This window comes from Mycobacterium senriense (assembly GCF_019668465.1).
GTDB classification, from domain to species: domain Bacteria; phylum Actinomycetota; class Actinomycetes; order Mycobacteriales; family Mycobacteriaceae; genus Mycobacterium; species Mycobacterium senriense.
Genome location: NZ_AP024828.1, coordinates 2,355,003 through 2,381,595, shown reverse-complemented (window position 1 = coordinate 2,381,595; position 26,593 = coordinate 2,355,003). Strand labels below are relative to the sequence as shown.

Sequence of the window (26,593 nt, the reverse complement as noted above, 5' to 3'; positions counted from 1 at the left end):
TTTCGGGCCCGATATGAGCGATCCACGCCGACGGGTGCCCGGCACCGACACGCTGCTCGCCGATCCGCGGCTGGTCGCGGCGCAGCGGGTGTTGGGCCGCGATCTGGTCAAGTCGGTGATCACGGCGGCCCAGCGGCGGGCGCGGGCCGGCGAGATCGCGCCCGAGCAGGTCGCCGAGCAGGCCGTGGCCGCCCTTCCCGCCACCGCCTCGAGCCTGCGGCCGGTCATCAACGCCACCGGGGTGGTGGTGCACACCAATCTGGGCCGCGCCCCGCTGTCGCGGGCCGCGCTGGACGCGGTGGTCGCCGCGGGCGGGGCCACCGACGTCGAGTTCGACCTGGCGACGGGCCGGCGCGCGCGCCGCGGCCGGGGTGCGCTGGCCGCGCTGGCGGGCGCGGTCCCGACCGCCGGCGGCGTGCACGTCGTCAACAACAACGCGGCCGCGCTGCTGTTGACCGCCATGGCACTGGCTCCCGGCAAGGAGATCGTGCTCAGTCGCGGCGAACTCGTCGAAATCGGTGACGGGTTCCGCATCCCCGAGCTGCTGGAATCCACCGGATCACGGCTGCGCGAAGTCGGCACCACCAACCGCACCAGCTTGCGCGACTACACCCAGGCGCTCGGGCCGCAGACCGGTTTCGTGCTCAAGGTGCATCCGTCCAACTTCCACGTCAGCGGCTTCACCTCGGCCGTCGGCGTCGCCACGCTGGCGCCGCAACTGCGCAGGCTCGGCGTACCGCTGGTGGTCGACATCGGCTCCGGCCTGCTGTCGCCGCATCCGGTGCTGCCCGACGAGCCGGACGCGACGTCGATGCTGGCCGACGGCGCGGACCTGGTCACCGCGAGCGGGGACAAGCTGCTGGGTGGGCCGCAGGCCGGGTTGCTCTTCGGCCGCGCCGAGCTGATCGAGCAGATCCGCCGCCATCCCGCGGCGCGTGCCCTACGGGTCGACAAGCTGACGCTGGCCGCGCTGGAGGCCACGCTGCTGGGCCCGCCCCCGCCGGTGGCGCAGGCGCTGGCCGCCGACGTCGAGCGGCTGCGCGCCCGGGCCGAGTCGCTGGCCGCCGGGCTGTCCGGGGCCATGGCGGTGGACTGCGTCGCGGCCGTCGGGGGCGGCGGGGCGCCCGGCGTCGAATTGCGCAGCGCCGCGGTGAGCCTGCCCGAGTCCTACGCCGCCGCGCTGCGCCTCGGCAGCCCACCCGTCGTGGGCCGCCTCGAGGGCGGCCGCTGCCTGCTCGACCTGTGCACGGTGTCGCCCGAGGACGACGAGCTGCTGGCCGCGGCGGTACGGGCGTGTTCGTCCTAGCCACCGCCGGACACGTCGATCACGGCAAATCAACTCTGCTGCAACGGATTACCGGCATGCGGCCGGATCGGTTGGCCGAGGAGCGGCGCCGCGGCCTGACGATCGATCTGGGCTACGCGTGGACCGAGATCGACGGCCGTCAGCTCGCGTTCGTCGACGTGCCCGGCCACGAAAGGTTCGTGGCCAACATGCTGGCCGGCGTCGGTGCGGTCCCCGCTGTGGTGTTCGTCGTCGCCGCCACCGAGGGCTGGATGCCGCAGTCGGAGGAACATCTGGCTGCCCTGGACGCGCTCGGGGTCGGCCACGGACTGCTGGTGATCAGCAAGGCCGACCTCGCCGATCCGGGCCCGGCGGCCGCGCAGGCGTCCGAAAGGCTTGCCGCCACATCACTTGCCGGCATTCCCGTGGCCATCGGCACCGATCTCGACCGGGTGCGCGCCGAACTGGTGGCGCTGACCGACCGGCTGCCGGCGCCGGACCCCGGCGCCGACGTGCGGCTGTGGGTGGACCGCAGCTTCACCGTGCGGGGCGCGGGCACCGTGGTCACCGGCACGCTGGCCGCCGGCACGGTGCGGGTGGGCGACGAGCTCGAGCACGCCGGACGGCGCGTCACCGTTCGCGGGCTGCAATCGTTGGGCCGCGCCGCGGACGCGGTGGGCCCAGTTTCCAGAGTGGCGCTGAATCTGCGCGGCGTTGACCGGCACGACATCGGCCGCGGGGACACCGTGCGCACACCGGGGGCCTGGCTGGACACCGCGGAGATCGACGTCGCCCTGCGGTCGGCGGACACGCTGCACCGCCAGCTGGTGCTGCACATCGGATCGGCGGCGGTGCCGGTGCTGGTGCGCCGGCTGGGGCCCGCCGGGGCGCGGCTGCGGCTGGCCAGGCCCCTGCCGCTGCGCGTGGGGGACATCGGGTTGCTCCGCGACCCCGGCGAGCACCGGATCGCGGCGGGCGTCGAGGTGCTCGACGTCCGCCCGCCCGGGTTGCGGCGGCGCGGCGCGGCGCGGGCGCGCGCCGAAGAACTGGCCACCGGCGAGGTCGCCGCGCCCGACGTCGCGCGGGCGGCGGACCTGCGCGCCATGGGCCTGCCGGCACGCGGGCAGCCGGTAGGCGACTGGGTGGTGGATCCGCGGTGGTGGACGGCGCGGCGCGAGGACGCGGCCGCGGCGGTGCGGCGCTGGGCGGGTGATCATGACATCGCGGCGGGCATGCCGCTGGAGACGTTGCGACAACAGGTCGGGCTGCCCGCCGCCGACCTCATGCCCAAGTTGCTGGACGGCACGGGCCTCGAGGTGGCCGACGGGTTGGTCCGTCCGCCGGGGGCGGGCCTGCCGGCCCGGGTGGAGAAGGCCGTGTCCGCGGTCGAGGAGTGGCTGGCCGCCGAGCCGTTCCGGGCGCCCGAGGCCGATGAGCTGGCCGAGCTGAAGCTGGGCCCGCGCGAGCTGGCCGCGGCGGTGCGGGCCGGGCGGCTGACGCGGATCGCCGACGGGGTGGTGCTGGGACCCGATGCCCTGGATCGCGCCGCCGGCGTGCTGGCGGCGCTGCCGCAACCGTTCACCGTCAGCGAGGCGCGCCGCGCGCTGGGCACCACCCGGCGGGTGGCGGTGCCGTTGCTGGAGCAGCTCGATGCCCGGCGCGTGACGCGCCGCGGTGACGACGGGACCCGGGTGGTTACAGCCGCTCTTTGACGGCGGCCGAGAGGCGGGCGCCGTCGGCCTTGCCGGCGGCGATCGCGGTGGCGGCCTTCATCACCATGCCCATTTGTTTCATCCCCGGCCGCTCGCCGATTTCCTCGGCGACCTGCGCGATCGCGGTGTCGGCGACGTCGGCCACCTCGGCCTCGGTGAGCGGGGTGGGCAGGTATTCGTCGATGATCCGCCCCTCGGCGTGCTCGTTGGCGGCGAGCTCACCGCGCCCGTTCTGGGTGTAGATCTCCGCGGATTCGCTCCGCTTGCGGGCTTCCTTGGCCAGCACCTTGAGGACTTCCTCGTCGGTGAGGTCCTTGGCCTCCTTACCGGAAACCTCCTCGGTTTGGATCGCGGCCAACAGCATGCGCAGGGTGGCCGTTCGCAACTTGTCCTGGGCCTTCATCGCCGCGGTCAGGTCGGTCCGGATCCGGGATTTGAGTTCCGCCATGTCTGAGACGCTACGCGCCGGGCGGGGGGTCAACGTTGTGAAATGCCCCGGTCGCCGACAGGATGGAGCCCATGACGAACGACGCGCCCGGCTGCAAAGGCCGCGGGGTTCGGTGAGCGCGCCGCCGCCTGGTTATCCGGTTGGTCCGCCACCGGCATTCGGCCCACAACCTGAATACGGTCCGCCTCCGGGCTACGGCCCGCCACCGGCGTACGGCGCGCCCCCGGCGTACGGCGCGCCCCCGGCGTACGGCCCGCCGCCGGGGTATCAACCCCCGCCCGGCTACGGGGCCCCGCCGGGCTACGGGCCGCCGCCCGGCTATGGGCCACCACCCGGATATGGGCCCGCGCCGGGCTACGGATCGCCGCCACCCTTCGGCACACCGCCGGGCTACGCGGCCGTCAAACCCGGGATCATCCCGCTGCGGCCGCTGACCCTCGGCGACATCTTCAACGGCGCGGTCGGCTACGTCCGGGCGAACCCGAAAGCGACGTTGGGCCTGACCGCCATCGTCGTGGTGATCATGCAGATCGTCACCAAGATCGCCTTCTTCGGGCCGCTGGCCGCGGCCGACAGGCTCGCCAGCGATCAGCCCGGCCAACTGAGCTCGGGGGTCCTGGGGGCCTGGTCCGTGTCGGTGGGCGGCGGCATCCTGGTCGGCTGGCTGGGCGGCATGATGCTGTCCGGGATGCTCACCGTCATCGTCGGGCGGGCCGTCTTCGGTTCACCCATCACCATCGGCGAAACCTGGTCCAAGATCCGCGGGCGACTGCCGGCCCTGCTCGGCCTGGCCCTGCTGGAAGCCGTCGTGGTCGCGGCCCTCGCCGGGCTGGTCGCGGTGATCATCGGGGTACTGGCGGCGATCGGCAGCGCCGCGTCGGCCGTGGTGCTGGGCATTCCGCTGGTACTGGTCGTCCTCGCGCTGCTGGTGTTCCTGTACACCGTGGTGCTGTTCGCCCCGGTGCTGATCGTGCTGGAGCGGCTGCCGGTCATGGACGCCATCACCCGGTCGTTCAAGCTGGTGCGCAACGGTTTCTGGCGGGTGCTGGGTATCCGGGTGCTCGCGTTCCTGGTGACGTCCGTCGTCGCCAACGCCGTCGCGGTGCCGTTCAGCATCGCCGGCCAGTTTTTCCAGATCACCTCGTCCGGCACGGCGTTCCTGGTCAGCACGGCGGTTCTGTCGGTCGGGGCGGCCATCGGCGAGATCATCACCGCGCCGTTCAACGCGGGGGTCATCGTGCTGCTGTACACCGACCGCCGGATGCGCGCCGAGGCATTCGACCTGGTGCTGCAGAGCGGAGCCGCCCAAGGGCCGTATGCGGCCGCGTCCACCGACAACCTCTGGCTGACCCGGCCCCTGTAAGGCCGAGCGAGGACTAGCCCAAGGATGCCTTCCATCGACATCGACCGCGATGCCGCACACCGCGCCGCGCAGGACGAGCTCAACCAACCGATCTATTCCAAGGGCTCCGCGCGAGAACATTTCGTCGACTGGATCAACGACCTGATCTACCGGCTGCTGCAGAAGACTTCCTCGGTTCCGGGCGGATGGCTCACCGCCACGGTGCTTTTCATCCTGCTCGCCATCGCGGTGATCGTCGGCATCTACATTCTGCGACGCAGCATGCGCACCCGCCGCGGTGGCGACTACTCGTTGTTCGAAGCCGCCCAACTGACCGCCGCCCAGCATCGCGCGACCGCGGAAAACTATGCGGCCGAGAGTGATTGGGCCGCCGCGATTCGTCACCGGCTGCGTGCCGTCGCCCGCCAGCTCGAGGAGACCGGGGTGCGGACACCCGCCCCCGGCCGCACGGCCAACGAGCTTGCCCGCGACGCGGGTGCCGCGTTGCCCCATCTGGCCGGCGAATTAACGCAAGCGGCAACGGCTTTCAACGACGTCACCTATGGCGAACAGCCCGGGACCCAGGACGCCTACCGGATGATCACCGACTTGGACGACCACCTTCGGTTCCGCTGGCAGGGCGGCCCGCTCGAGCCCGGCCGGGCGCAAGCACCCGAGTCATGGGCGCAGGTGCGGTGATGGCGACGATCACCGATGCCGGTGCTGAGACCACGCCGCGGCGTCGGCGCACCTGGCGCTGGGTGTTCGTCACCCTGCTCGTGCTCGCCGTCATCGCCGGCGTCGACGCGTACCTGAGCGCGCCGCGACCCGGGGCCCGCATGGACGCCGCGTCGACCGGCTCCGACGGTGCCCATGCGCTGGTGGAGTTGCTGCGCGGGGCCGGAGTCGACGTCGTCGTGGCCAACAACATCGCCGACGTCGAACACGCTGCCCGCCCGGACGCGCTGATCCTGGTGGCCCAGAGCCAATATCTCAGCGACACGCTGCTGGACCGGCTGGACAACGTGCATTCGGACCTGCTGCTGGTGGAACCGACCACCCGGACCCGCGAGGCGCTGCTGCCGGGCGTGAAGGTCGCCGGCGCCAACGGCTTTGACCTCGACCCGAATTGCACTCTGCGCGAGGCTGTTCGCGCCGGGTCCGTCCGATTCGGGGCCACCAACACCTACGAGTCCAAAGACGGCCGCGTGATGACCCGCTGCTACGACGGCGCGCTGATCCGCTTCCGCAATGACGGACGCACCATCACCGCCGTCGGCAGCACCGACTTCATGACCAACGGCAGCCTGCTGCAGGCGGGCAACGCCGCGCTGGCGATGAACCTCGCGGGCGACCGGCCCCGGCTCATCTGGTACGCACCCCATCACATCGAGGGTGAATCCTCGCCCAACGCAACGCTTTTCCAGCTGATTCCGCCCAACGTGATCTGGATTGTCGGGCAACTGGTGCTGGTGGTGCTGCTGGTCGCCATGTGGAAGGGCCGCCGGCCCGGACCGCTGGTGGCCGAGGAGTTGCCGGTGGTGGTGCGCGCGTCGGAGACCGTCGAGGGTCGCGGGCGGCTGTACCGGTCCCGACGGGCGCGCGATCGCGCGGCCGCGGCTTTGCGTGCCGCCACGGTGGCGCGGCTGCTGCCGCGGCTCGGCCTGGCTGCGGGCGCGTCGCCGGCGGCGGTGGTGACCACCGCGGCCCAGCGCACCGGCTCGGATCCGGCGTTCGTCTCCTACCATCTGTTCGGTCCGCCCCCGACGACCGACAACGACCTGTTACAACTCGCCCGTGCGCTCGACGAAATCGAAAGGCAGGTCGCACACCCGTGACACAACCCACTACCGCTCAGTCCCCCACCGCTGAATCGGCGCGCGAGGCGCTGCTGGCGTTGCGCGGCGAGCTCGCCAAGGCCGTCGTCGGACAGGAGGGCGTGGTCAGCGGCCTGGTGATCGCGCTGCTGTGCCGCGGCCACGTGCTGCTGGAAGGTGTTCCGGGAGTGGCGAAGACGTTGCTGGTCAGGGCCTTGTCCGCGGCGCTGCAGCTGGAATTCAAGCGGGTGCAGTTCACCCCCGACCTGATGCCCGGTGACGTGACCGGTTCGCTGGTGTACGACGCGCGCACCGCCGCGTTCGTGTTCCGGCCCGGGCCGGTGTTCACCAACCTGCTGCTGGCCGACGAGATCAACCGGACCCCGCCCAAGACGCAGGCCGCGCTGCTCGAGGCGATGGAAGAGCGTCAGGTCAGCGTCGACGGCGAACCGCGACCGCTGCCCGACCCGTTCATCGTGGCCGCCACCCAGAATCCGGTCGAGTACGAGGGCACCTACCAGCTGCCCGAGGCCCAGCTGGACCGCTTCTTGCTCAAGCTGAATGTGACGCTGCCGCCGCGCGACGCCGAGATCGCCATCCTGCACCGGCACGCGCACGGCTTCGACCCGCGCGATCTGTCGGCGATCAAGCCGGTGGCCGGACCCTCCGACCTGGCGGCCGGCCGCGACGCCGTGCGCAGCGTGCTGGTCGCCGACGAGGTGCTGGGCTACATCGTCGACATCGTCGGGGCCACCCGTTCCTCCCCGGCGCTGCAACTGGGCGTGTCACCCCGCGGGGCGACCGCCCTGCTGGCCACGGCGCGCTCCTGGTCGTGGCTGTCCGGCCGCAACTACGTCACACCCGACGACGTGAAGGCCATGGCCCGCTCGACGCTGCGGCACCGGGTGATGCTGCGGCCCGAGGCCGAACTCGAGGGGGCTACGCCCGACGGCGTGCTCGACGGGATTCTGGCGTCGGTCCCGGTGCCCCGCTAGTGGTGCTGACCGGACGCGCCGGGCTGGTCGCGCTGATCTGCGTCCTGCCTATCGCGCTGTCTCCTTGGCCGGCAATCACTTTCGCGGCCCTGCTGATAGCGCTGGCAACCGCGGTGGTCCTCGACATCGTCCTGGCGGCCAGCACGAGCCAACTGCGCTACGTGCGTTCCCCGGATCGCTCGGCGCGGCTCGGGCAGCAGGTGGAGTGCGGCCTGTTGATCCACAACGACGGCGCGCGCCGGTTCCGCGGCCAGATCCGCGACGCCTGGCCGCCCAGCGCGCAGGCGCGGCCGCGCATCCATCCCATCGACATCCCCGCCGGGCAAGACCAGCACGTCCAGACCCAGCTGCAGCCCGTTCGTCGCGGTGACCAGCGCGCGACCGTGGTGACCGCCCGATCGATCGGCCCGCTCGGGCTGGCGGGACGGCAGCGATCGCGACCGGTGCCCGGGCAGCTGCGGGTGCTGCCCCCGTTCCTGGCCCGCAAGCACCTGCCGTCGCGGCTGGCCAAGCTCCGCGAGATCGACGGCCTGCTACCCACGCTGGTACGCGGCCAGGGCACCGAATTCGACTCGCTGCGCGAGTATGTCGTCGGTGACGACGTGCGCTCGATCGACTGGCGCGCCACCGCGCGTCGCGCCGACGTGGTGGTGCGCACCTGGCGGCCCGAACGCGACCGGCGGGTGGTGATCGTGCTTGACACGGGCCGCACGGCGGCGGGCCGGGTCGGTGTCGACCCGACCGCGGCCGATCCCGCGGGCTGGCCGCGGCTGGATTGGTCGATGGACGCCGCGCTGCTGCTGGCGGCCCTGGCGTCGCGGGCCGGCGATCACGTCGACTTCCTCGCCCACGACCGGGTGAGCCGCGCCGGCGTGTTCGGCGCCTCGCGCACCGAACTGCTCGCCCAGCTGGTCGACTCGATGGCGGCCTTACAACCTACTCTTGTCGAATCGGATTGGCGCGCAATGGCTTCCGCCATCGCGCTGCGCGCCCGCCGACGTTCCCTGGTGGTGCTGCTGACCGACCTCAACGCGGCCGCGCTCGACGAGGGCCTGCTGCCCGTGCTGCCGCAGCTGTCGGCCAAACATCACCTGCTGCTGGCCGCGGTCTCCGATCCGCGCGTCGACCAAATGGCCGCGGGGCGTTCGGATGCCGCGGCGGTGTACGACGCGGCGGCCGCCGAACGATCCCGCAACGACCGCGGCGCGATCGCCACCCGGCTGCGCCGCAGCGGGGTGGAAGTCGTCGACGCCCCGCCCACCGAACTCGCGCCCGCCCTTGCCGATCACTACCTGGCGATGAAGGCGACCGGGCGCCTGTAGCCCGCCGGCGACCCCTACTCAGCGCGTCGGAACGAAGTCCGGCGCCTCGGCCATGTCGCCGCTTTCCCCGGCCTTCACCCCACGGCGGCCGAAGTACACGATGTAGGACAAGAACGCCACCTCGGCGATGACGCCGACGCCGACCCGCACGAACGTCGGCAACGGCGACGGGGTCACCAGCGCTTCGATCAACCCCGAGACCAGCAGCACCGCAACCAGACCCACGGCGACCGAGACGACGGCGCGGCCCTGTTCGGCCAGCACCTGGCCCCGGGGCCGGTCTCCGGGCGAGATCACCGACCAGCCCAGCCGCATTCCCGTTGCGCCGGAGAGGAATACCGCCGTGAGCTCCAGCAGCCCGTGCGGGACAAGCAAACCCAGCAGCAGGGCGCCCTTGCCGGCCGGGAACATCAGGCCGGCGATGACACCCAGGTTGGCGGCGTTCTGAAACAGCACAAAGGGAATCGGCACGCCCAGCACCACGGACAGCGCGATGCACTGCGCGGAAACCCAGGAGTTGTTCACCCAGATTTGCAGCGCGAACGCCGCGGCGGGATGCTCGCTGTAGTACGACTCCACGTCGTGGTTGACCAATTGCTGGATGTCGCTGGGGGTTCCGAGCGAGGACTGCACATCCGGGCTGCCGGCGACCCAGAGCGCGACGATCACGACCACGGCGAAGAACGCCGCCGCGGTGGCCAGCCACCACCGCCAGGTGCGGTAGGCCACCACCGGGAACGACACGGTCCAGAACCGGGTGAACGCACTGCTCAGTGGCGCGTGGGCACCCGTCACCGCCGAACGGGCCCGCGCGACCAGGCTCGAGAGCCGGCCGATCAACACGGAATCCGACGACGCCGAGCGCAGCATCGACAAGTGGGTGGAGACCCGCTGGTAAAGCTCGACGAGTTCGTCGATTTCCGCGCCGGACAGCGACCGGCGCCGCCCGATCAATCGGTCGAGGCGGTCCCAGGTCGGGCGATGGGCCAGCACGAATGCATCGACATCCACCCTCGGCAGCCTAATCGCACCGCCGCCAGGACAAAGCGCGGCCGGCCACCCGCACCCAGCCTGTACCGTTCGAAGTTATGTCGGAGGTGGTGACCGGGGACGCCGTGGTGCTCGATGTGCAGATCGCCCAGCTGCCGGTGCGGACGCTCAGCGCGCTGATCGATATCGTGGTCATGGTCATCGGCTACCTGCTCGGGCTGATGTTGTGGGCAGCCACCCTGGCGCAATTCGATACCGCACTGAGCAACGCGATCCTGCTGATATTTACGGTGCTGGTAATTGTCGGCTATCCCTTGGTCCTCGAAACGGCAACGCGGGGACGCTCGGTCGGCAAGATCGCGATGGGCCTGCGTGTGGTGTCCGACGATGGCGGCCCAGAACGCTTCCGCCAGGCGCTGTTTCGGGCCCTGGCGTCGCTGGTGGAGATCTGGATGCTGTTCGGGAGCCCGGCCGTCATCTGCAGCATCTTGTCTCCGAAGGCCAAACGGATCGGCGACATCTTCGCCGGTACGGTGGTGGTCAACGAACGCGGACCCCGGCTCGGGCCCCCGCCCATGATGCCGCCCTCCCTGGCATGGTGGGCATCCTCGTTGCAGCTGTCCGGCCTGTCGGCCGGTCAGGCCGAGGTGGCCCGCCAATTCCTTTCCAGGGCAACGCAGCTCGACCGTCAGCTGCGCCTGCAGATGGGATACCGGATCGCCGCTGACGTGGTGGCCCGCATCGCGCCGCCACCACCACCCGGCGCCCCACCGGAACTGGTGCTCGCGGCCGTCCTCGCCGAGCGGCACCGCCGCGAACTGGCCCGGCTGCGCCCGGTCATGCCCGCGCCGGGACCGATGGGGCCGGCGCCATGGCCACCGCCCGGCCGTGCATACCAGGGCCCGCCAGGCTGGCCCGCCCCGCCGCCGGGCGCGGCGCCGCAACGATCCGTCGGATGGCCTGACCCGCGATCGGGAGGTCCCGGCCCGGGAGACCCCGGCGGGCCGGACGGTTTCTCAGTGCCGCACTAGCCGGCCACACTCGCCGCCATGAGGGCGACGTCGATGATCAGCAGTGCCCACCCGCACAACGGAACCGCGATGCCGGCGCGTCGTTTCGCGGTGAAAAACGAGATGATGATGACGACCACGGCGACCGCGGGCGCACCGTAGAACGCGACGCCGAAATCGATCCCGCCGTGGCCCAGGTTGGGACAACTGCGGTCGCTGCAGCCGTCGGTGCTCATCACGGCACCGAGCGCGAAGAGCATCACGATCGCGGCCGCGGGCACCGTCGCCAGCGCCAGCCCCCAGTTGATCCACGTCCGGCGATTGCGCCGCCGGGCACCGTCGGGCCGCCCCAATCCGGCCGCGCCTGCGCTGCCGCTATCGACCTGCAGGTTGTTGTCAGCGTTCATCTCACTACTTCCTACCCGTCGCGTGGTGCATGCAAACCGGCCCACGGGCGGTCGTTGTCACATCTCCGCAGCTCAGCGGCAATTCAGCGAAAAGACTTCAATATATTTAGTTGCATCGCGATAGTTTCCGATATATCGTGATGTTTCGAAGCGCACGATCGGTGCGCGACCCACAAACGTAAGGACAGAAAAATGAGCAACCCATTCACTCCCCCCGAAGGACCATTCGCCGGCCGGCCCGGTTTCGGATTCGGCTTCGGCTCCGGCCCGGTTGACCGGCGCGCCCTGCACGAGGCACGGCGCCACGCCCGACGGGACTTCCGCGAGCATCTGCGCGATCACGCCGGTGGCCACGACGGTCCGCTCGGCTTCGGCCCCGGTTTCGGTCCGGGCTTCGGCCCCGGCTTTGGCCCGGGCTTCGGCTTCGGCCCCGGTGGCCGGCGCGGCGGATGGCGCCGTGGCGGCCCGGGTCGCGGCAAGCGCGGCGACGTACGAGCGGCCATCCTGACGCTGCTGGCCGAGCAGCCGATGCACGGCTACGAAATGATCCACCAGATCGCCGAGCGCAGCAATGGACTGTGGAAGCCGAGCCCCGGTTCGGTGTACCCGACACTTCAGTTGCTCGACGACGAAGGCCTGATCACCGCGAGTGAAACCGAAGGCAGCAAGAAGCGTTTCGAGCTGACCGAACAGGGCCGCGCGGTGGCCGAGAAGATCGAGACCCCGCCGTGGGACGAGATCACCGAAGGTGCCGACCCGGGTCACATGAATCTGCGGGCGGCCGTTGGCCAATTGTTCGGCGCGGTCGGGCAGTCCGCCCACACCGCTTCGGCCGAGCAGCAGCAGCGCATCGTGGACATCCTCAACAATGCGCGGCGCGAGATCTACGGCATTCTCGGCGAAGACTGAGTGCCTTTGGCGGGCCCTGGATCGGGCGGCGTCACGTGACGTCGACCCAATCCAGGGTCCGCCGCACGGCTTTGCGCCAGCCCGCGTAACCCGCGGCGCGCTGCTCGTCGTTCCAGGCCGGCGCCCAGCGCCTACCCTCTTGCCAATTGGCGCGCAGGTCGGCCGGATCGGCCCAGAACCCCACAGCCAGACCGGCCGCGTAGGCGGCGCCCAGCGCGGTCGTCTCGGCGACCACCGGGCGCACCACGTCCACGCCCAGCACGTCGGCCTGGATCTGCATGCACAGGTCGTTTCCGGTGATACCGCCGTCGACCTTCAAAACCTCAAGGTGCACACCAGAATCCGCCGCCATGGCGTCCACCACGTCGCGGCTCTGGTAGCAGATCGCCTCCAGTGTTGCGCGCGCCAGATGCGCGTTGGTGTTGAAGCGGGACAGGCCGACGATCGCGCCGCGCGCATCGGATCGCCAGTAGGGCGCGAACAATCCGGAAAACGCGGGAACGAAATAGACTCCGCCGTTGTCGTCGACCTGGCGTGCCAGCGATTCGCTTTGCGCGGCACCGCTGATGATGCCCAGCTGATCGCGCAGCCACTGCACGGCCGCGCCGGTCACCGCGATCGAACCCTCGAGCGCGTACACGGGTTTGGCGTCCCCGAACTGATAGCAGACGGTGGTCAGCAGCCCGTTGTCTGACCGCACGATGGTCTCGCCGGTGTTGAGCAGCAGGAAGTTTCCGGTGCCGTAGGTGTTTTTGGCTTCGCCCTCGGACAGGCACACCTGACCCACCATCGCCGCGTGCTGATCGCCGAGCATCCCGGTGATCGGTACCTCGCCGCCGGCCGGTCCGGTCTCCGACGTCACGCCGTAGGGCTGCGGCGACGACGACGGCCCGATCTTCGGCAGCATCGCACGAGGGATGGCGAAGATCGACAAGAGCTCGTCGTCCCAGTCCAGGGTCTCCAGGTCCATCAGCATGGTCCGGCTGGCATTGGTCACGTCGGTGGCGTGTACGCCGCCGCGCGGCCCCCCGGTCAGGTTCCACAACACCCAGGTGTCGGCGGTGCCGAACAGGGCGTCACCGTTTTCGGCGGCCGCGCGCACCCCATCGACGTTCTCCAGGATCCACTGCAGCTTGGCACCGGAAAAATAGGTGGCCGGGGGCAGGCCGGCCTTGCGCCGGATCACGTCGCCGCGACCGTCGCGTTCGAGCGCCGACGCGATCCGGTCGGTGCGGGTGTCCTGCCAGACGATCGCGTTGTAATAGGGCCGCCCGGTCTTGCGGTTCCACACCAGAGTCGTCTCGCGCTGATTCGTGATCCCCAGCGCGGCAATGTCTTTCGTACTCAGGTTGGCCCGATTCAGCACCGACGTCAGCACCGAGGAGGTGCGCTCCCAGATTTCGACCGGGTCGTGCTCCACCCAGCCGGCCCGGGGCAGGATCTGTTCGTGCTCGAGTTGATGGCGGGCCACTTCGGCACCCTCGTGATCGAAGATCATGCAGCGAGTGCTGGTGGTCCCCTGGTCGATCGCGGCGACGAATTCGGCGAACTCGGCCAACTGCTCTCCTCCACCCGTGAGCTCGGACACGTTTACGGCAAAAGTCCATCATGGTCTACCCACCAGGCGCACGAGGCCGCAACTGCGACTCGCGAGAGCTTGCGTTACGGGCGGTAACCCTGTTGCATCTGCGGTGTGGGCGAAGAGGTCAGGCGCACCACGTACGACAGCGCACACCGGCAGGAATACCGGCGCAAGATACAGCTGTGTCTGGACGCCTTCGAGACGATGCTTGCCCAGTCAAGCTTCGATTCCGAGCAACCGCTCACCGGCATGGAGATCGAGTGCAACCTGGTCGACGCCGACTACCAGCCGGCCATGTCCAATCGCCACGTGCTGGACGCCATCGGCGATCCGGCGTACCAGGTCGAATTGGGCGCCTACAACATTGAATTCAACGTTCCGCCGCACGCGCTGCCCGGGCACACCGGCCTGGATCTCGAGGCCGAGGTGCGGGCCAGCCTGAACGAGGCCGAGAACAAGGCCGTCGCCGCAGGCGGTGCCCACATCGTCATGATCGGCATCCTGCCCACCCTGATGTCCCAACACCTGGACCACGGCTGGATGAGCGAATCGAAGCGATACGCCGCCCTCAACGAATCGATCTTCAACGCTCGCGGCGAAGACATCCCCATCAGCATTTCCGGACCCGAGCCGCTGAGCTGGCACACCTCGACGATCGCACCCGAATCCGCGTGCACCAGCATGCAATTGCATCTGCAGCTGGATCCGGAGACGTTCGCCGCCAACTGGAATGCGGCGCAGATCGTGGCCGGCCCACAGTTGGCACTGGGGGCCAACTCGCCGTTCTTGTTCGGGCACCGGCTGTGGGCGGAAACCCGTATCGAGCTGTTCGCGCAGTCCACCGACACCAGATCCGATGAGCTGAAATCCCAAGGCGTGCGGCCGCGGGTGTGGTTCGGCGAACAGTGGATCAGCTCCGTCCTCGACTTGTATCAAGAGAACATCCGCTACTTCGAATTCCTGCTGCCCGAGGTGTCCGACGAAGACCCGGTCGCCGAGCTGAGTGCCGGGCGCATCCCACACCTCGCCGAATTGCGGCTGCACAACGGCACCGTCTACCGGTGGAACCGTCCGGTGTACGACGTGGTCGACGGCCGCCCCCATCTACGGCTGGAGAACCGGGTATTGCCGGCCGGGCCGACCGTCATCGACATGCTGGCGAATTCGGCCTTCTTCTACGGCATGCTGCGCAGCATGTCCGAAGCCGACAACCCGTTATGGACCGCCATGGATTTCGGTGTGGCGGAAGCCAATTTCCTGGCGGCCGCGCTGGACGGCATCGACGCCCGGCTGCGCTGGCCCGGGCTGGGCGAGGTGACGGCACGCGAACTGGTGCTCGACACACTGCTGCCGATCGCCGACGAGGGGTTGCAGCGGTGGGGCGTCGACGCCGAGGTCCGCGACCGGTTCCTGGGGGTCATCGAGGGCCGCGCGCGAACCGGTCGCAACGGCGCCAGCTGGCAGGTGTCCACCGTGCGGGCCCTGCAGGACGGCGGCATGAGTCGGCCGGCGGCATTGGCCCAGATGCTGCGGCGATACTGCGAGCACATGCACGCCAACGAGCCGGTGCACACCTGGGAATCCTGACCGCGGGTAGGTTGGACACCGTGGCGCCTGATCAAATTGTCGACTGGGACAACGTATATCGCGAGCAGGGCGAGTTCGAGGGCCCGCCGCCGTGGAACATCGGTGAGCCGCAGCCCGAACTGGCCGCCCTGATCGCGGCCGGGAAGTTCCGCAGCGACGTGCTGGACGCCGGCTGCGGAGTCGCCGAGCTGTCGTTGACCCTGGCCGCCCAGGGCTACACCGTGGTCGGCATCGACCTCACCCCCACGGCCGTCGCGGCGGCCACCAAGGCCGCGGCCGACCGCGGCCTGACCACGGTCACCTTCGTGCAGGCGGACATCACGTCGTTCACCGGCTACGACGGACGGTTCTCCACCGTGGCCGACAGCACGCTGTTCCACTCGTTGCCGATCGAGGGCCGCGAGGGGTACCTCAGCTCGGTACACCGCGCGGCTGCTCCGGGAGCCAGCTACTTCGTGCTGGTCTTCGCCAAGGGTGCTTTTCCCGACGAATGGGAGACCAAGCCCAACGAAGTCGACGAGGACGAGTTGCGCGACGCGGTGAGCAAGTACTGGGAGATCGACGAGATCCGGCCGGCCTTCATCCACGCCAACATTCCGCCGACCCCCGACGGCCCGCAGCACGACCGCGACGAGAAGGGCCGGATGAAGATGCCGGCCTACCTGTTAACGGCGCACAAAGCCGGCTAGCCGGTCGCGGTCGCCGCGGCGGCGGCGATGAGCGCCTCAGCGAACGTCTCCAGGTCTTCGGCCGTGGTGTCCACGTGCGGCGAGATCCGCAGCACGGGTTCGGTGAGCTCCAGCGGCGCCCGCTGCAGGCCGGCAAACGTGGTCAGGATCCGCCGCTCGGCCAGCAGCCAGTCGCGCACCATTTGCGGGTCGCCGCCGTCGTTCGGCGCCAAAGTGGTGATGGCACTGGGTTCTTCGACCTCTTCGACCACCGTCCAGCCGGTCACATCGGCCAGCACCGTGCGGCTCATGCTGCCCACCTCGGCCAGCCGCGCACACACCGCCTGCGGTCCGTACGCCAGATGCTCGCCCAATGCCAGCGAAAAACCCACCCGCGCGGCGACATTGGCCTCGCCGAACTCCAGCTGTTCGGCCACCGTCGGCGAGCCGTCATTGCGGGCCCAGTCCGGCGTGGCCAGCCGTGGGCGCAGGCTTTCCATCAGCTCGCGGCGCACCCCGAGCATCCCCACACCGCGCGGACCGGCGATCCACTTGCGCGACGAGGAATACGTCACGTCGGCGCCCACCGCGCAGTCCACCTGGCCCAGCGCCTGGGCCGCGTCGACGACGAGCGGCAGCCCCAACTCCCGGCAGAGTCGGGCGACCATCGAAACCGGTTGCACCACACCGCAATGGCTGGCCACCGCGGTCAGATGCACCAGGTCGGGCGGATCGGTCTGCAGGGCCAGCGCCGCGTCGTCCAGCGTGACACGGCCGTCTTCCCGGGTCGGAAGCAGCTGACGGTCGAATCCGTGCGCGGCCAGCATCGCCAGGTTGGGCCCGTATTCGCCGGGCAGGCAAGCCACCGTTCGGCGCTCGGCCGGCCAGCTGCCCAGCAGCAGGTCCAGGGCGTTCAGCGAGCCAGTGGTGAAAACCACCTCGGCATCGCCCATTCCGGTCAGCGCGGCGAACGCGACTCGACCGGCGTCGAGCACGGGCGTGGCCGCCTCCGCCGCGACATAGCCGCCGAGCTCGGACTCGTTGCGGGCGTGCTGCGCGGCGGCCTCGAGCACCGCCAGGCTCTGCCGCGAACAGGCCGCGTTGTCCAGGTGCAGCCCGGCCATCGGCGGGCGGGCCGACCGCCATTGATCGGCCAGCTCGGTGGCGCCGGTCACTTCACGGCCAACGACAACCCGAAGTCGCCCGCCTCGTCGGTCCACCACCGGGTGCGGCGCAACCCCGCGGTGGCCAATTCACCAGTCACCTTGTCGGAGTGGAACTTACACGACACTTCGGTGAGCATTTCCTCGCCGGCATCGAAGTCGACGGTCAGCTCGAGCGCACCGACCCGCACCCGCTGGCGGCGGTCGGACCGCAGCCACATCTCGATGCGTTCCTCCGCCGCGTTCCACCGGGCCACATGCCGGTAGGCGTCGACGTCGAAGTCGGCGTCGAGCTCCCGGTTCACCACCGTGAGCACATTGCGGTTGAACGCCGCCGTCACCCCGGCGGCGTCGTCATAGGCGCGCACCAGCCGCTCGGTGTCCTTGATCAGGTCCGTACCCAGCAGCAGGCTGTCGCCGGGCCGCATCTGCGCGGACAGTGCCGCAAGGAATTCGGCGCGCGGTCCGGGCGTGAGGTTGCCGATCGTCGACCCCAGGAACACGAACAGCCGCCGCCCCCCAACGGGGATCTCAGTGAGGTGCTCTTCGAAATCGCCGCAGACGGCCTTGATTTCGACGCCCTCGTATTCCTGCTGGATGGCCGCGGCGGCGGTCGACAGGATGCTGGCGTCGACGTCGAACGGGACGAACCTGCGCAGCGAACCCAGCGCGCGCAGCGCGTCGAGCAACACCCGAGTCTTCTCCGATGTCCCGCTGCCCAATTCCACCAGGGTGTCCGCCTCGCTGGCCGACGCCACTTCGGCGGCGCGCGCCCGCAAGATCTCGGCCTCGGCGCGCGTCGGGTAGTACTCCGGCAGCCGGGTGATCTGGTCGAACAGATCACTGCCCACCGAGTCGTAAAACCATTTGGGCGGCAATTCCTTTGGCGTCCTCTGCAGGCCGTTCAGCACGTCGCGGCGCAACGCGTGGTACGCCGAGTCGGCGGCCAGGTGGTTCGACAGCGACAGCGTCATCAAGATCCTCTCGACTGATTCAGCGGTGTCATCGTGACACCGTTCGCGGTGACTTCGACAAGGTGGCGGTCCGGCACGTCCTCCCAGTCGGAGTCGTTGTCGTAGGGTTCGCTGGCCAGGACCACTCCGTCCGGCCGGCGCAGGATGGACAGCGTGTCACCCCATGCCGTGGCCAGCATGCGAGAGCCGTTGGCGGCCAATATGTTCAGCCTGGCGTTTGGATCGGCCGCGGCGACCTCTTCGATGGTCTCACCCAGCGCGTCGAGACCGCGCTCGAAGATCGTGGCCGCCAGTATCGCGCTGTCACAGACCGATTCGGCACGCGCCGCCGCCGGCAACACGGCGCGGTCGACGATTCCGTTGTGCGACAACAACCACTGCCCGTCGGTGAACGGCGCGCACGCGCTGGCCTCGATCGGCATGCCGACGGTGGCCGAGCGTACCGCGGCCACCACGCAGTGGCTGCGCAGCGCGGGCGCGATCGAGTCGAACGACACGTCGCCCCACAGCGGCGCCTGGCTGCGCCAGCGGCGGGGCAGCCCGTCCTGCGGGGAGCCGGACGAGGTGTCGAAAAATCCCACGCCCCAACCGTCGGCGTTGAGCAGGCAATGCTTTTGCCTGCGCGGCGCGTAGGACTGCACCCGCAGGCCGAACGGCGGGTCGAGCACCAGCGAGGAGACCGTGACGTCAGTCCCGAGCCAGCCCAGGTGCCGACACATCAGGCGCGATCCCCGCCGTCGGGGACGTCCCACGCCAGCCGGACCCCGGAGAAGATCTGGCGCCGGTAGGGGTGGTCCCAGTTGCGGAAACTCGGGCGCATGATGCCGGGCTCCACGGCCCACGAGCCACCGCGCAGTACCCGGTAATCGCCGTCGAAGAAGGGCTGCGAATAGCGCTCGTAGAGCATCGGGACGAACCCCGGCCAGGGCCGCAGCGGGGAAGTGGTCCATTCCCAGACCTCGCCGAGCATCTGCTCGGCCCCGCACGGCGAAGCGCCGCCCGGGTAGGCGCCGACGGGCGCCGGCCGCAACGCGGTGCCGCCGAGGTTGGCCAGCGCCTCGTCCGGTTTGCGCTCGCCCCAGGGATACCGGCGCCGCGTGTTGGTGGACGGATCCCAGGTGCAGGCCTTCTCCCATTCCACCTCGGTGGGCAGCCGGGCACCGGCCCAGGCCGCGTAGGCCTCGGCCTCGAAATAGCTGACGTGCTGGACGGGTTCGTCGGCCGGGATGTCCTCGACGTGGCCGAACCGGGTGCGGGTCGTGCCGTCGGAGCTCCAGAACTGCGGCGCGGTCAGGCCCGCGGCCTGGCGGTGCTGCCAGCCGCGCTCCGACCACCAGCGCGGCTGGTCGTAGCCGACGTCGTCGACGAACCGGCGCCATTCGCCGTTGGTGACCGGGACCCGTCCGATCCGGAACGCGGGCAGGTCGACGACGTGGGCGGGGCGCTCGTTGTCCAACGAATACGGTTCGGCGGCGGCGTCCACGCCGAGTACGAATTCGCCGCCGGGCACCAGCACCGACGTACCGGCCAATCCTGCTCGACCGGCCGGCAGCACGGACGCGTCCCGCAAAAGCGGTGCGCCACTGCGTAAATTCAGCGCCTGCAGCATGGTTTCGTCGTGCTGGTTTTCGTGGCTGACCACCATCGCGTACACGAACGCGGCGTCGTCGCCGGCGGGATCGTCGGGTAACGCGTCGAGCGCGTCGAGCACGGCCGAGCGCACGGTCCGGCAGTAGGCCCGCGCCTGGCCCGGCGACAGGAGCGGCAGATCGACCCGGCTGGCGCGCGAATGCACGAAGGCGTCGTAGAGCCCCTCGACCGCCGGTGGCAGCATCCCGGGGCGCGCAATGTCACCACCGCGCAACAGCCACAGCTCCTCCTGCTGACCGATGTGCGCCAGGTCCCACACCAGCGGGCTCATCAGCGGGTCGTACTGGCGATAGAGTTCCGCGTCGTCGAACTCGACCAGACGCAGCGTCCGCGCCCGCGTCCGCGCCAGATCGTCGGCGATGCCCTGCCGGCACGACGACCGCAAGCGCGGCGCTGGGGGCACCTCCCGCTTGCGGGGGACCGGGCGCAGCGGGTCGGAATCATCAGGAGACGTCACGGCACCCCTTGCGCGAGTCGCGCCACCGTGGGGGCCAGGCCGTGCTCGACCACCTGGTCGGAGAAATCGTCGCCGGGGCAGCGCCCCTGGTCGACCAGGCGGACCAGCCGCTGCATCGAATCGCCGAGTTCGGCGGGTGCCTTCGCGGCGGCGATGGCCATGCACGCGTTGGCCGCCGCGTACAGCCGCCGGTCCCGCAGCCCCACCCGGGCCGCGGCGTCCCAGGCGGTGGCCACCGGTTCGACGGCCTCGGCCGCGATGTCGGCGGCGGCCGGGTCGTCGAGCAGGACCGTCAGGGTGAATGCGACGGCGGGCCACAGCGCATCGGGCACGCTGTCCAGATAACGGATCTCCAGCCACTGCCTGGGCCGCACCGGCGGGAACAGCGTGGTCAGGTGGTATTCCAGGTCGGCGACGCTGGGGCGACGGTCCCCGAGCAACTCGCGGCCGTCCACCCAGTCGGCAAAGGGCACCCAATGCATGACGGCCTCGGCGTCGGGGTTGTGCACCAGCATCACCGGGGCCTTGAGTGCATACCGCGCCCAGTCGGTGCCCGGGTCGTCGCCGCTGGCGCCCAGGATGGGTCCGCAGCGCGCCGAGTCCATCCGGCCCCACACCCGCTGCCGGCTCGACACCCAGCCGGTGAAGTCACCGTCCAGCATCGGCGAGTTGGCGGTGATCGCGATCATGGTGGGCCCCAACGCATGTGCTAGGCGCACCCGCGCCGCCCAGCCGTCGCGCGGCCCGGCGTCCAGGTTGACCTGAATCGATGCGGTGGACGTCATCATCGCCGCACCGGCCTCCCCGGAGTGGCTGGTAGCGAAGAACTGTTCCATGGCGCGGTACCTGGCGCCTGGGTTGATGCGCTTCGGCGGGCGCAGCGGGTCGGCGCCGAGGAAGACCAGGCCCAGCCCGGCCGCAGCAAACGCCGGCTGCAGCACGGCCTGATCGCGGCGCATAGCATCGATGGCCGGCACCACGCCGTCGGCCGGCGGCCCGGACAGTTCGACGGCGCCGCCCGGTTCCACGGTGATCCTGCTGCCGCCCGGCAGCGCGGGCAGCGCGTCGAGCACATCGGCGATCTCGCTCCAGCTCGGTCTGCGGTGCGGGTCGGCCGGGTCGTGGCAATGGGCCTCCAACTCCAGGCCGACACGGCCCAGCGGGGCGTCCACCAGACATCCCTCGGCGATGTATTGCGCGACGGCCGCGGAGTCGGCCAGCTCGGCCAAGTTGACCTCGGGCGCGGGTCCGACACCAGGCACGCTCGACTCCGACTGCGAAGCCGCGGCAGTGATCGGCGCGAACGTCATATCACGATCCCTTCGGGCCCGGGCAAGCGCAAACATGCTCCTGCGGACCGCTTCCCTGCGCAGCTAATCGAACGTTAATCGGCACCACTTCGTCTAGTGCTTCATCTACCAGATGCCCCCGACATATTCCCTTCTCCGCACTTCGAGGTGCCCGGGACAGACGGTTACCCAATCGCTCGATTATTGACCCAGCGCGTTCTGCATCGCCCCTGCTAGCACGTTCACCGCAGGTCCGGCGTTGCCGGATTGGCACACTTTCGCCTGCAGCAACACGTTTTCGCGCAGCCTGGTTTGATTGAAGCACCGGCGGTCGGTGCCCGCCTCCTGCTTCGTCCAGTTCTCGTCGGCCGGGCCGGCCGGCCCGCCATCGAACGACCACACCTGCGTGCTGCCGTTGTCCAGGTGGAGCGCGGTCGTTTGTCCCGAACAACCGACCGTTCGATCAACCACCCGATGGAAAGCCCGACCGGCGGCATCGTTGGTGGCGAACACCCCCACGGCCTGTTTGACCAGATGGGTCTGGTCGGTGGCCGAAGTCTGGGTGAGGGCTCCGTTGAACGACGCCAGGTCGGGATCGTTGTACACCTCGGGCAAGCCGATGTCGGCCCAGTTGTTGCAGTCCGGCAGGTCCACCCAGTCACCTTGCCCGGGCTGGGTGGACACCGATTCCCACCCCATGGGCCCGCCGACGATGTTGCCGACCGACCCCTTGCCCAGCACGGCGTAGTTCACCACGCCCGGCTCCGACGGGTGCGCGGCCGCGACCGGCGTTGCGGCCGTGCCCGCCAGGACCAAACCGATGGCCATCGCGCCCCCGAGCAGCCGGGCAACCTGCGTAACCCGCATGGTCATGCAGCGATCATGCCAGGCGCACCGACGCGCGGTCAGCCCCCGTTGCCCCGCACGCCTTCCTCGACCAACTTGGCGAGGTCGGGATCGACGTTGCGCCAGTACTCGAACACCCGCGACAGCACCGGCTCCTTAACACCCTGAGAGACGTGGCCAATGATGTTGTGCGCCAGGCGTTCCCTGGCCGCATCGTCGAGGACCTCGCGGACCATGGTGCCGGCCTGCCCCCAGTCGTCGTCCTCGGCGTGCAGCGTGTAGGCCGAGCGGACCATGTCCCCGTCGGCGTGCCAGCGGATCTCGGCGGCCCGTGCCGGGTCGGCCTGCGGCCCGCCGTAGGAATTGGGCGCATAGACCGGGTCGGACACGTTGTTCATCCGCATGGCGCCGTCTTTGGAGTAGCTGTTCACCTCGACTCTGGGGGTGTTGACCGGGATCTGCCGGTAGTTGGTCCCCAGCCGGGCGCGATGGGCGTCGGAGTACGAGAAGCCGCGCGCCTGCAGCATCTTGTCCGGGCTCAGGCCGGTGCCGGGCACGGTGTTGTTCGGCTCGAAGGCTGCCTGCTCGATCTCGGCGTGGTAGTCGGTGACGTTGCGGTTCAGCGTCATCCTGCCGACGTCGATCAACGGGTAGTCGCCGTGCGGCCACACCTTGGTCAGGTCGAACGGGTTGAAGCGGTAGTTCTTGGCTTCCTCGTACGGCATGATCTGCATTTTCAGCGTCCAGCTCGGGTGATCGCCGCGTTCGATCGACTCGAACAGGTCGCGCTGGTGGTAGTCGCCGTCCTCGCCGGCCAACCGGTCGGCGTCCTCCTGGGTCAGGAACTCGATGCCCTGATCGGTGATGAAGTGGTACTTCACCCAGAAGATCTCGCCCGCCGCGTTGATCCAGCTGTAGGTGTGGCTGCTGTAGCCGTTCATGTTCCGCCAGGTCTTGGGGATTCCCCGGTCGCCCATCAGCCAGGTCACCTGGTGCGCCGATTCCGGGGACAGGCTCCAGAAGTCCCACTGCATGTTGTGGTCGCGCACATTGCTTGCCTGCAAGCGCTTCTGGGACCGGATGAAGTGCTGGAATTTCAGCGGGTCGCGCATGAAGAAGACCGGCGTGTTGTTGCCGACCAGGTCGAAATTGCCCTCGCTCGTGTAGAACTTCAGCGCGAAGCCCCGCGGGTCGCGCCAGGTGTCTGGACTGCCCCGCTCGCCGGCGACGGTGGAAAACCTGGCCAGCATGTCGGTTTTGGTGCCGGGCTGGAACACTGCTGCCCGGGTGTATTGGCTGACGTCATTGGTCACTTCGAAATGGCCATATGCGCCACCACCTTTGGCGTGTGGCTGGCGCTCCGGGATACGCTCCCGATTGAACATCGCCATCTGTTCGATCAGGTAGTGGTCCTGCAACAGAATCGGGCCGTCTGGGCCGATCGTCAGCGACTGGTCGTCGCTCGGCGCAGCGATGCCGGCGTCATTGGTCGTGAACCGCTCAGTCATTTCGCTCTCTCCTCGTCACCGGGCTGAAGGCCGCGGTGCCCGAGGACCTTCCGGCCTGCAATCAAGTATTCCCCTCATCTTGACCAGGTCAAGAAAATGCGGGCGGCTTCCGGTCGTTCGCCCACTACGGGTTGATACCCATTCCGGGCACGATTTAAGGCGTGACCTGAGCGGGCGCCGTCAGGGCCGCGGCGCGGGCGCGCCGGGCGGCGGGCTGACAGGCGGCTGGCCGGGGCCGCTGACGCCCGGGCCACCCGGTCCGCCGGGACCACCGGGTCCGCCGGGGGGCATGGGAACGATCAAGCCAGGACCGCCGGGCCCAGGCCCATATCCCCATGGCCCGTTGTCGGGTCCCGGACCACCAGGACCGCCGTACCACGGTCCGTAGCCGCCGGGGGCGCCGTACTGCCCAGGCCCGTTGCCCGGCCCGGGGCCAGCGGGTCCCCAGGGCCCATTGCCCGGCCCGGGACCGCCGGGGCCGCCCGGGTGGAACATGCCGTGGTGATGGTGGCAGTGGTGTTGGTGCATCCAGATGGAGGCGCCGACAAAGAACAACGACGTAAGGATGAAGACGACGCCGGCGACGATCACCACCCAGGCGGCCGCCGTGTAGAGCCGCGGCGGATTCACCCGGTGCGTGGGTGCTGGCGGCGGCGCGGTGACGGGTGCGGCTGGGGTCGACTCGGTGTGTGGTTCGGGTGTCTCGCTCATGCCTTGCCATATTGCCCCGCGCGCGGGATACCCAACAGGTCTCGGCGACAAAATTGTTGTGAATCGAGATGCGGCGGTTAGACGCCGGTGACCGCAAAAGACAGGTGGCCCGGCGCTCGCAAGGAGCGCCGGGCCACTGGTTGACAACGGTTTTTCAGTTGGTCAGCACGATGATGCTCGGGACCTGACCCGTCGCGGCCGCGGAGTGGAAGACCGACGGCGGGAGCTGGCCGGGGGCCATGCCGCTGGGACGCACGCCCGACGGAGCCGGTGCAGTGGTGGTGGCTCCCGGACCGTTCTGTCCGCCCTGACCGCCCTGGCCACCCGGTGCGCCCGGGCCGCCGAAGTTGCCGGGTCCGCCAGGACCGCGGTGGTGAACCATCGCGTGGTGGTGCTTGTGGTGGTGGCCGTGATGGCCGCCGCGGTGGCCGAGGATGAAGCCGGTGAAGAAGATGACCGCGACGATGAACACGATCCCGGCGACGATGGCGACCCACGCGGCGAGTTGGAAGACCCGCGGGGCCCGGTAGGCCGCCGCCGCTTCCGCGGCGACCGGTGCAGTGGCGGTGGAGTGCCGCACAGTGGGGGTTTCAGATGTTTCACTCATGAGACAAATGATGAAGCCGTTAACAGTAGTGGCGGCTATGCGCTACTTATGTAGCAGCTGTGAACTAAAGCCCCCGCTCAGCGGGCATATCGGACCGGGAAAGCCCCGGCGATCACCCGAACGGTCAGCCGCCCCGGAACGGGCATCGGAACGACGGGCCCTACTCGGGCCGGAACGGGTTGACCGCGAACTGGATCACCCGGTACGGCGCGGCCACCCGCGCGCGAGTGTCCCACTGGCTCACGAAAATTCGCAGCTCATCCAGCGTGGAGCCGGGCGAAATGTAGCCGCCGTACGGTTGCGCGAGCCGATTGTCGTAGGGCGGCGGCAGGCTCTCCGCCGGATCCGGCCACTCGTCGTGCTGCACCACCGTGGTGACCGGTGCGTCGCCCAGGCCCGTCGGGTCATTGGCCACCCGGACCTCAATGTTGCCGGTGACGGCATTGAAATAGGACAGCACCGCCTTGCCGTCGATCTGCCGAATGCACATCTCGCCCACCGCCTCCGGCCACAGCGGCGTCGGCGGCTTACCCCAGCCCCCATTCGGACCGGCCGCCCAGCCCTGCCACCGCGACCGGTCGGTGAACGTCTGTGGGGTGGCCCGGTACAGCAGCACCGGGTCCCTGCGGGTGAAACTGTCGGCGACGATGTACACCCACCCGCCGGGCGAGTCCGGGGTGGGAATCGGGTCGTAGTAGCCGCTGATCTGCGTCTGCGAGCCGCCCTGATACGACGCGGGCCGCTTGGATCCCGGGATCGTCTGCCAGCCCGCGCGCGCCGGCTCCGCGCTCACCAGCCGTGAGGTCTGCGGCTCGAGGTTCTTGGTCGTCGTCACCATCAGGTAGTTGCGCCGGTTGATCTGCACCACCCCGGCGGGCAGCTGCGAGACGCCCGGCGGGGCGGGTTCGGCCAGCAGCGGATTGCTGATGCCGGTGACCCCGGTGTAGCGCACCCCGCCGGGGTCGTCGACGGACGAGGTGTCGACGCGCAACGCGACCGGCGCGTACCAACCGCCGAAGCCGACGCCCTGACCCGCGAAGCTGTCGCCGCACACCTGGAGCAACTCGGCGGGGAACTCGACGAACTCACACAGGTCGGTCGCGCCGATGCCGTAGTCCCCGGTCGGCGTGCCGGTTCCCGCGGTGGGCCCGATTCGCAACACCTGACCGGGCGCCAGCGGCTGCAGCACGGGTTCCGGGGCCGGCGCCGCCGGATCGGCGTGCGCGACGCTGGAAAACCAGTGTGGCACAACCAAACACACCGCGGCGAACAGTGAGCACCGCGCGATCAGGCGAGTGTGGGTGGTGCTCACCC

The 26,593-nt window shown here is 69.7% G+C and carries 25 protein-coding genes; 11 read left to right on the top strand and 14 right to left on the bottom strand.

Going from position 1 to position 26,593, the window contains the following annotated elements; all coding sequences use genetic code 11:
• The first annotated feature begins 13 nt into the window (after positions 1-13).
• Entirely contained in the window at positions 14-1,306 is a 1,293-nt protein-coding gene (gene selA / locus MTY59_RS11295) for an L-seryl-tRNA(Sec) selenium transferase (RefSeq protein WP_221045714.1), read from the top strand.
• Positions 1,294-2,997 carry a selenocysteine-specific translation elongation factor gene (locus MTY59_RS11290; RefSeq protein ID WP_221045713.1) on the top strand — a complete coding sequence of 568 codons (1,704 nt, stop codon included), beginning with the start codon at positions 1,294-1,296 and terminating at the stop codon, positions 2,995-2,997. Before selA ends, MTY59_RS11290 begins: the two co-directional genes overlap by 13 nt.
• Here MTY59_RS11290 and MTY59_RS11285 read toward each other — a convergent pair.
• Positions 2,981-3,445, bottom strand: a complete 465-nt coding sequence (locus MTY59_RS11285) for a GatB/YqeY domain-containing protein (protein ID WP_221045712.1) — start codon at positions 3,443-3,445, stop codon at positions 2,981-2,983. The two genes, MTY59_RS11290 and MTY59_RS11285, sit on opposite strands and share 17 nt — an antisense overlap.
• Between MTY59_RS11285 and MTY59_RS11280 the strand changes: the two genes are divergently transcribed.
• From MTY59_RS11280 to MTY59_RS11260, 5 genes are read left to right on the top strand one after another with little or no spacing between them, the layout of a single operon-like run.
• Positions 3,444-4,808, top strand: coding sequence for a DUF7847 domain-containing protein (locus MTY59_RS11280; RefSeq protein ID WP_221045711.1), 1,365 nt, complete (start codon positions 3,444-3,446; stop codon positions 4,806-4,808). The genes MTY59_RS11285 and MTY59_RS11280 overlap by 2 nt on opposite strands.
• Before the next feature lie 24 nt (positions 4,809-4,832).
• Complete coding sequence (locus MTY59_RS11275) at positions 4,833-5,486, top strand: DUF4129 domain-containing protein (protein WP_221045710.1); 654 nt, start codon at positions 4,833-4,835, stop codon at positions 5,484-5,486.
• Positions 5,486-6,625, top strand: a complete 1,140-nt coding sequence (locus MTY59_RS11270; protein WP_431190739.1) for a DUF4350 domain-containing protein — start codon at positions 5,486-5,488, stop codon at positions 6,623-6,625. The genes MTY59_RS11275 and MTY59_RS11270 overlap by 1 nt, the downstream gene beginning before the upstream one ends.
• A complete protein-coding gene (locus MTY59_RS11265; protein ID WP_221045708.1) occupies positions 6,622-7,599 on the top strand; it encodes an AAA family ATPase in 978 nt (325 codons plus the stop codon). The genes MTY59_RS11270 and MTY59_RS11265 overlap by 4 nt, the downstream gene beginning before the upstream one ends.
• Positions 7,599-8,921, top strand: coding sequence for a DUF58 domain-containing protein (locus MTY59_RS11260; protein ID WP_221045707.1), 1,323 nt, complete (start codon positions 7,599-7,601; stop codon positions 8,919-8,921). Before MTY59_RS11265 ends, MTY59_RS11260 begins: the two co-directional genes overlap by 1 nt.
• 18 nt (positions 8,922-8,939) lie before the next feature.
• Here the strand turns inward: MTY59_RS11260 and MTY59_RS11255 are convergent, their stop codons facing one another.
• Positions 8,940-9,932 (bottom strand): stage II sporulation protein M, encoded by a 993-nt coding sequence (locus tag MTY59_RS11255; RefSeq protein WP_221045706.1) that lies wholly within the window; start codon positions 9,930-9,932, stop codon positions 8,940-8,942.
• A 77-nt stretch (positions 9,933-10,009) separates the two neighbouring features.
• On the opposite strand from MTY59_RS11255, the gene MTY59_RS11250 reads away from it, so the two are divergent.
• Complete coding sequence (locus MTY59_RS11250) at positions 10,010-10,942, top strand: RDD family protein (RefSeq protein WP_221045705.1); 933 nt, start codon at positions 10,010-10,012, stop codon at positions 10,940-10,942.
• Here MTY59_RS11250 and MTY59_RS11245 read toward each other — a convergent pair.
• Complete coding sequence (locus MTY59_RS11245) at positions 10,939-11,328, bottom strand: hypothetical protein (protein ID WP_221045704.1); 390 nt, start codon at positions 11,326-11,328, stop codon at positions 10,939-10,941. The two genes, MTY59_RS11250 and MTY59_RS11245, sit on opposite strands and share 4 nt — an antisense overlap.
• Positions 11,329-11,520: 192 nt before the next feature.
• Here MTY59_RS11245 and MTY59_RS11240 point away from each other — a divergent pair, with 192 nt between their 5' ends.
• A complete protein-coding gene (locus MTY59_RS11240) occupies positions 11,521-12,237 on the top strand; it encodes a PadR family transcriptional regulator (protein ID WP_221045703.1) in 717 nt (238 codons plus the stop codon).
• A gap of 31 nt (positions 12,238-12,268) precedes the next feature.
• On the opposite strand, the gene glpK is transcribed toward MTY59_RS11240, so the two are convergent.
• A complete protein-coding gene (gene glpK / locus MTY59_RS11235; protein WP_221046386.1) occupies positions 12,269-13,795 on the bottom strand; it encodes a glycerol kinase GlpK in 1,527 nt (508 codons plus the stop codon).
• A 135-nt stretch (positions 13,796-13,930) separates the two neighbouring features.
• Here glpK and MTY59_RS11230 point away from each other — a divergent pair, with 135 nt between their 5' ends.
• Both MTY59_RS11230 and MTY59_RS11225 read left to right on the top strand, forming a co-directional pair.
• Entirely contained in the window at positions 13,931-15,406 is a 1,476-nt protein-coding gene (locus tag MTY59_RS11230) for a glutamate-cysteine ligase family protein (RefSeq protein WP_221045702.1), read from the top strand.
• 20 nt (positions 15,407-15,426) lie between these two features.
• A complete protein-coding gene (locus MTY59_RS11225) occupies positions 15,427-16,095 on the top strand; it encodes a class I SAM-dependent methyltransferase (protein ID WP_221045701.1) in 669 nt (222 codons plus the stop codon).
• On the opposite strand, the gene egtE is transcribed toward MTY59_RS11225, so the two are convergent.
• The 10 genes from egtE to MTY59_RS11175 form a co-directional block, all read right to left on the bottom strand.
• Positions 16,092-17,249, bottom strand: a complete 1,158-nt coding sequence (gene egtE / locus MTY59_RS11220) for an ergothioneine biosynthesis PLP-dependent enzyme EgtE (RefSeq protein ID WP_221045700.1) — start codon at positions 17,247-17,249, stop codon at positions 16,092-16,094. The two genes, MTY59_RS11225 and egtE, sit on opposite strands and share 4 nt — an antisense overlap.
• Positions 17,246-18,211 (bottom strand): L-histidine N(alpha)-methyltransferase, encoded by a 966-nt coding sequence (egtD, locus tag MTY59_RS11215; protein ID WP_221045699.1) that lies wholly within the window; start codon positions 18,209-18,211, stop codon positions 17,246-17,248. Before egtD ends, egtE begins: the two co-directional genes overlap by 4 nt.
• The gene (egtC, locus tag MTY59_RS11210) at positions 18,211-18,930 is read right to left on the bottom strand and encodes an ergothioneine biosynthesis protein EgtC (RefSeq protein ID WP_221045698.1); all 720 of its coding nucleotides are present in this window, start codon (positions 18,928-18,930) and stop codon (positions 18,211-18,213) included. Before egtC ends, egtD begins: the two co-directional genes overlap by 1 nt.
• Positions 18,930-20,246 carry an ergothioneine biosynthesis protein EgtB gene (gene egtB, locus MTY59_RS11205; RefSeq protein WP_221046385.1) on the bottom strand — a complete coding sequence of 439 codons (1,317 nt, stop codon included), beginning with the start codon at positions 20,244-20,246 and terminating at the stop codon, positions 18,930-18,932. The genes egtC and egtB overlap by 1 nt, the downstream gene beginning before the upstream one ends.
• Before the next feature lie 68 nt (positions 20,247-20,314).
• Complete coding sequence (egtA, locus tag MTY59_RS11200; protein WP_221045697.1) at positions 20,315-21,628, bottom strand: ergothioneine biosynthesis glutamate--cysteine ligase EgtA; 1,314 nt, start codon at positions 21,626-21,628, stop codon at positions 20,315-20,317.
• A 180-nt stretch (positions 21,629-21,808) separates the two neighbouring features.
• The gene (locus MTY59_RS11195) at positions 21,809-22,435 is read right to left on the bottom strand and encodes a sensor domain-containing protein (protein WP_415823012.1); all 627 of its coding nucleotides are present in this window, start codon (positions 22,433-22,435) and stop codon (positions 21,809-21,811) included.
• A 77-nt stretch (positions 22,436-22,512) separates the two neighbouring features.
• Positions 22,513-23,961, bottom strand: a complete 1,449-nt coding sequence (locus MTY59_RS11190; protein ID WP_221045695.1) for a catalase — start codon at positions 23,959-23,961, stop codon at positions 22,513-22,515.
• Positions 23,962-24,141: 180 nt separating this feature from the next.
• On the bottom strand, positions 24,142-24,672 hold the full coding sequence (locus tag MTY59_RS11185) for a hypothetical protein (protein ID WP_221045694.1): 531 nt from the start codon (positions 24,670-24,672) through the stop codon (positions 24,142-24,144).
• A 154-nt stretch (positions 24,673-24,826) separates the two neighbouring features.
• Positions 24,827-25,279: a hypothetical protein gene (locus tag MTY59_RS11180; RefSeq protein WP_250160801.1), complete on the bottom strand. Its 453-nt coding sequence runs from the start codon at positions 25,277-25,279 to the stop codon at positions 24,827-24,829.
• Positions 25,280-25,439: 160 nt separating this feature from the next.
• Positions 25,440-26,591, bottom strand: coding sequence for a DUF4185 domain-containing protein (locus tag MTY59_RS11175; protein ID WP_221045693.1), 1,152 nt, complete (start codon positions 26,589-26,591; stop codon positions 25,440-25,442).
• Positions 26,592-26,593 lie beyond the last annotated feature (2 nt).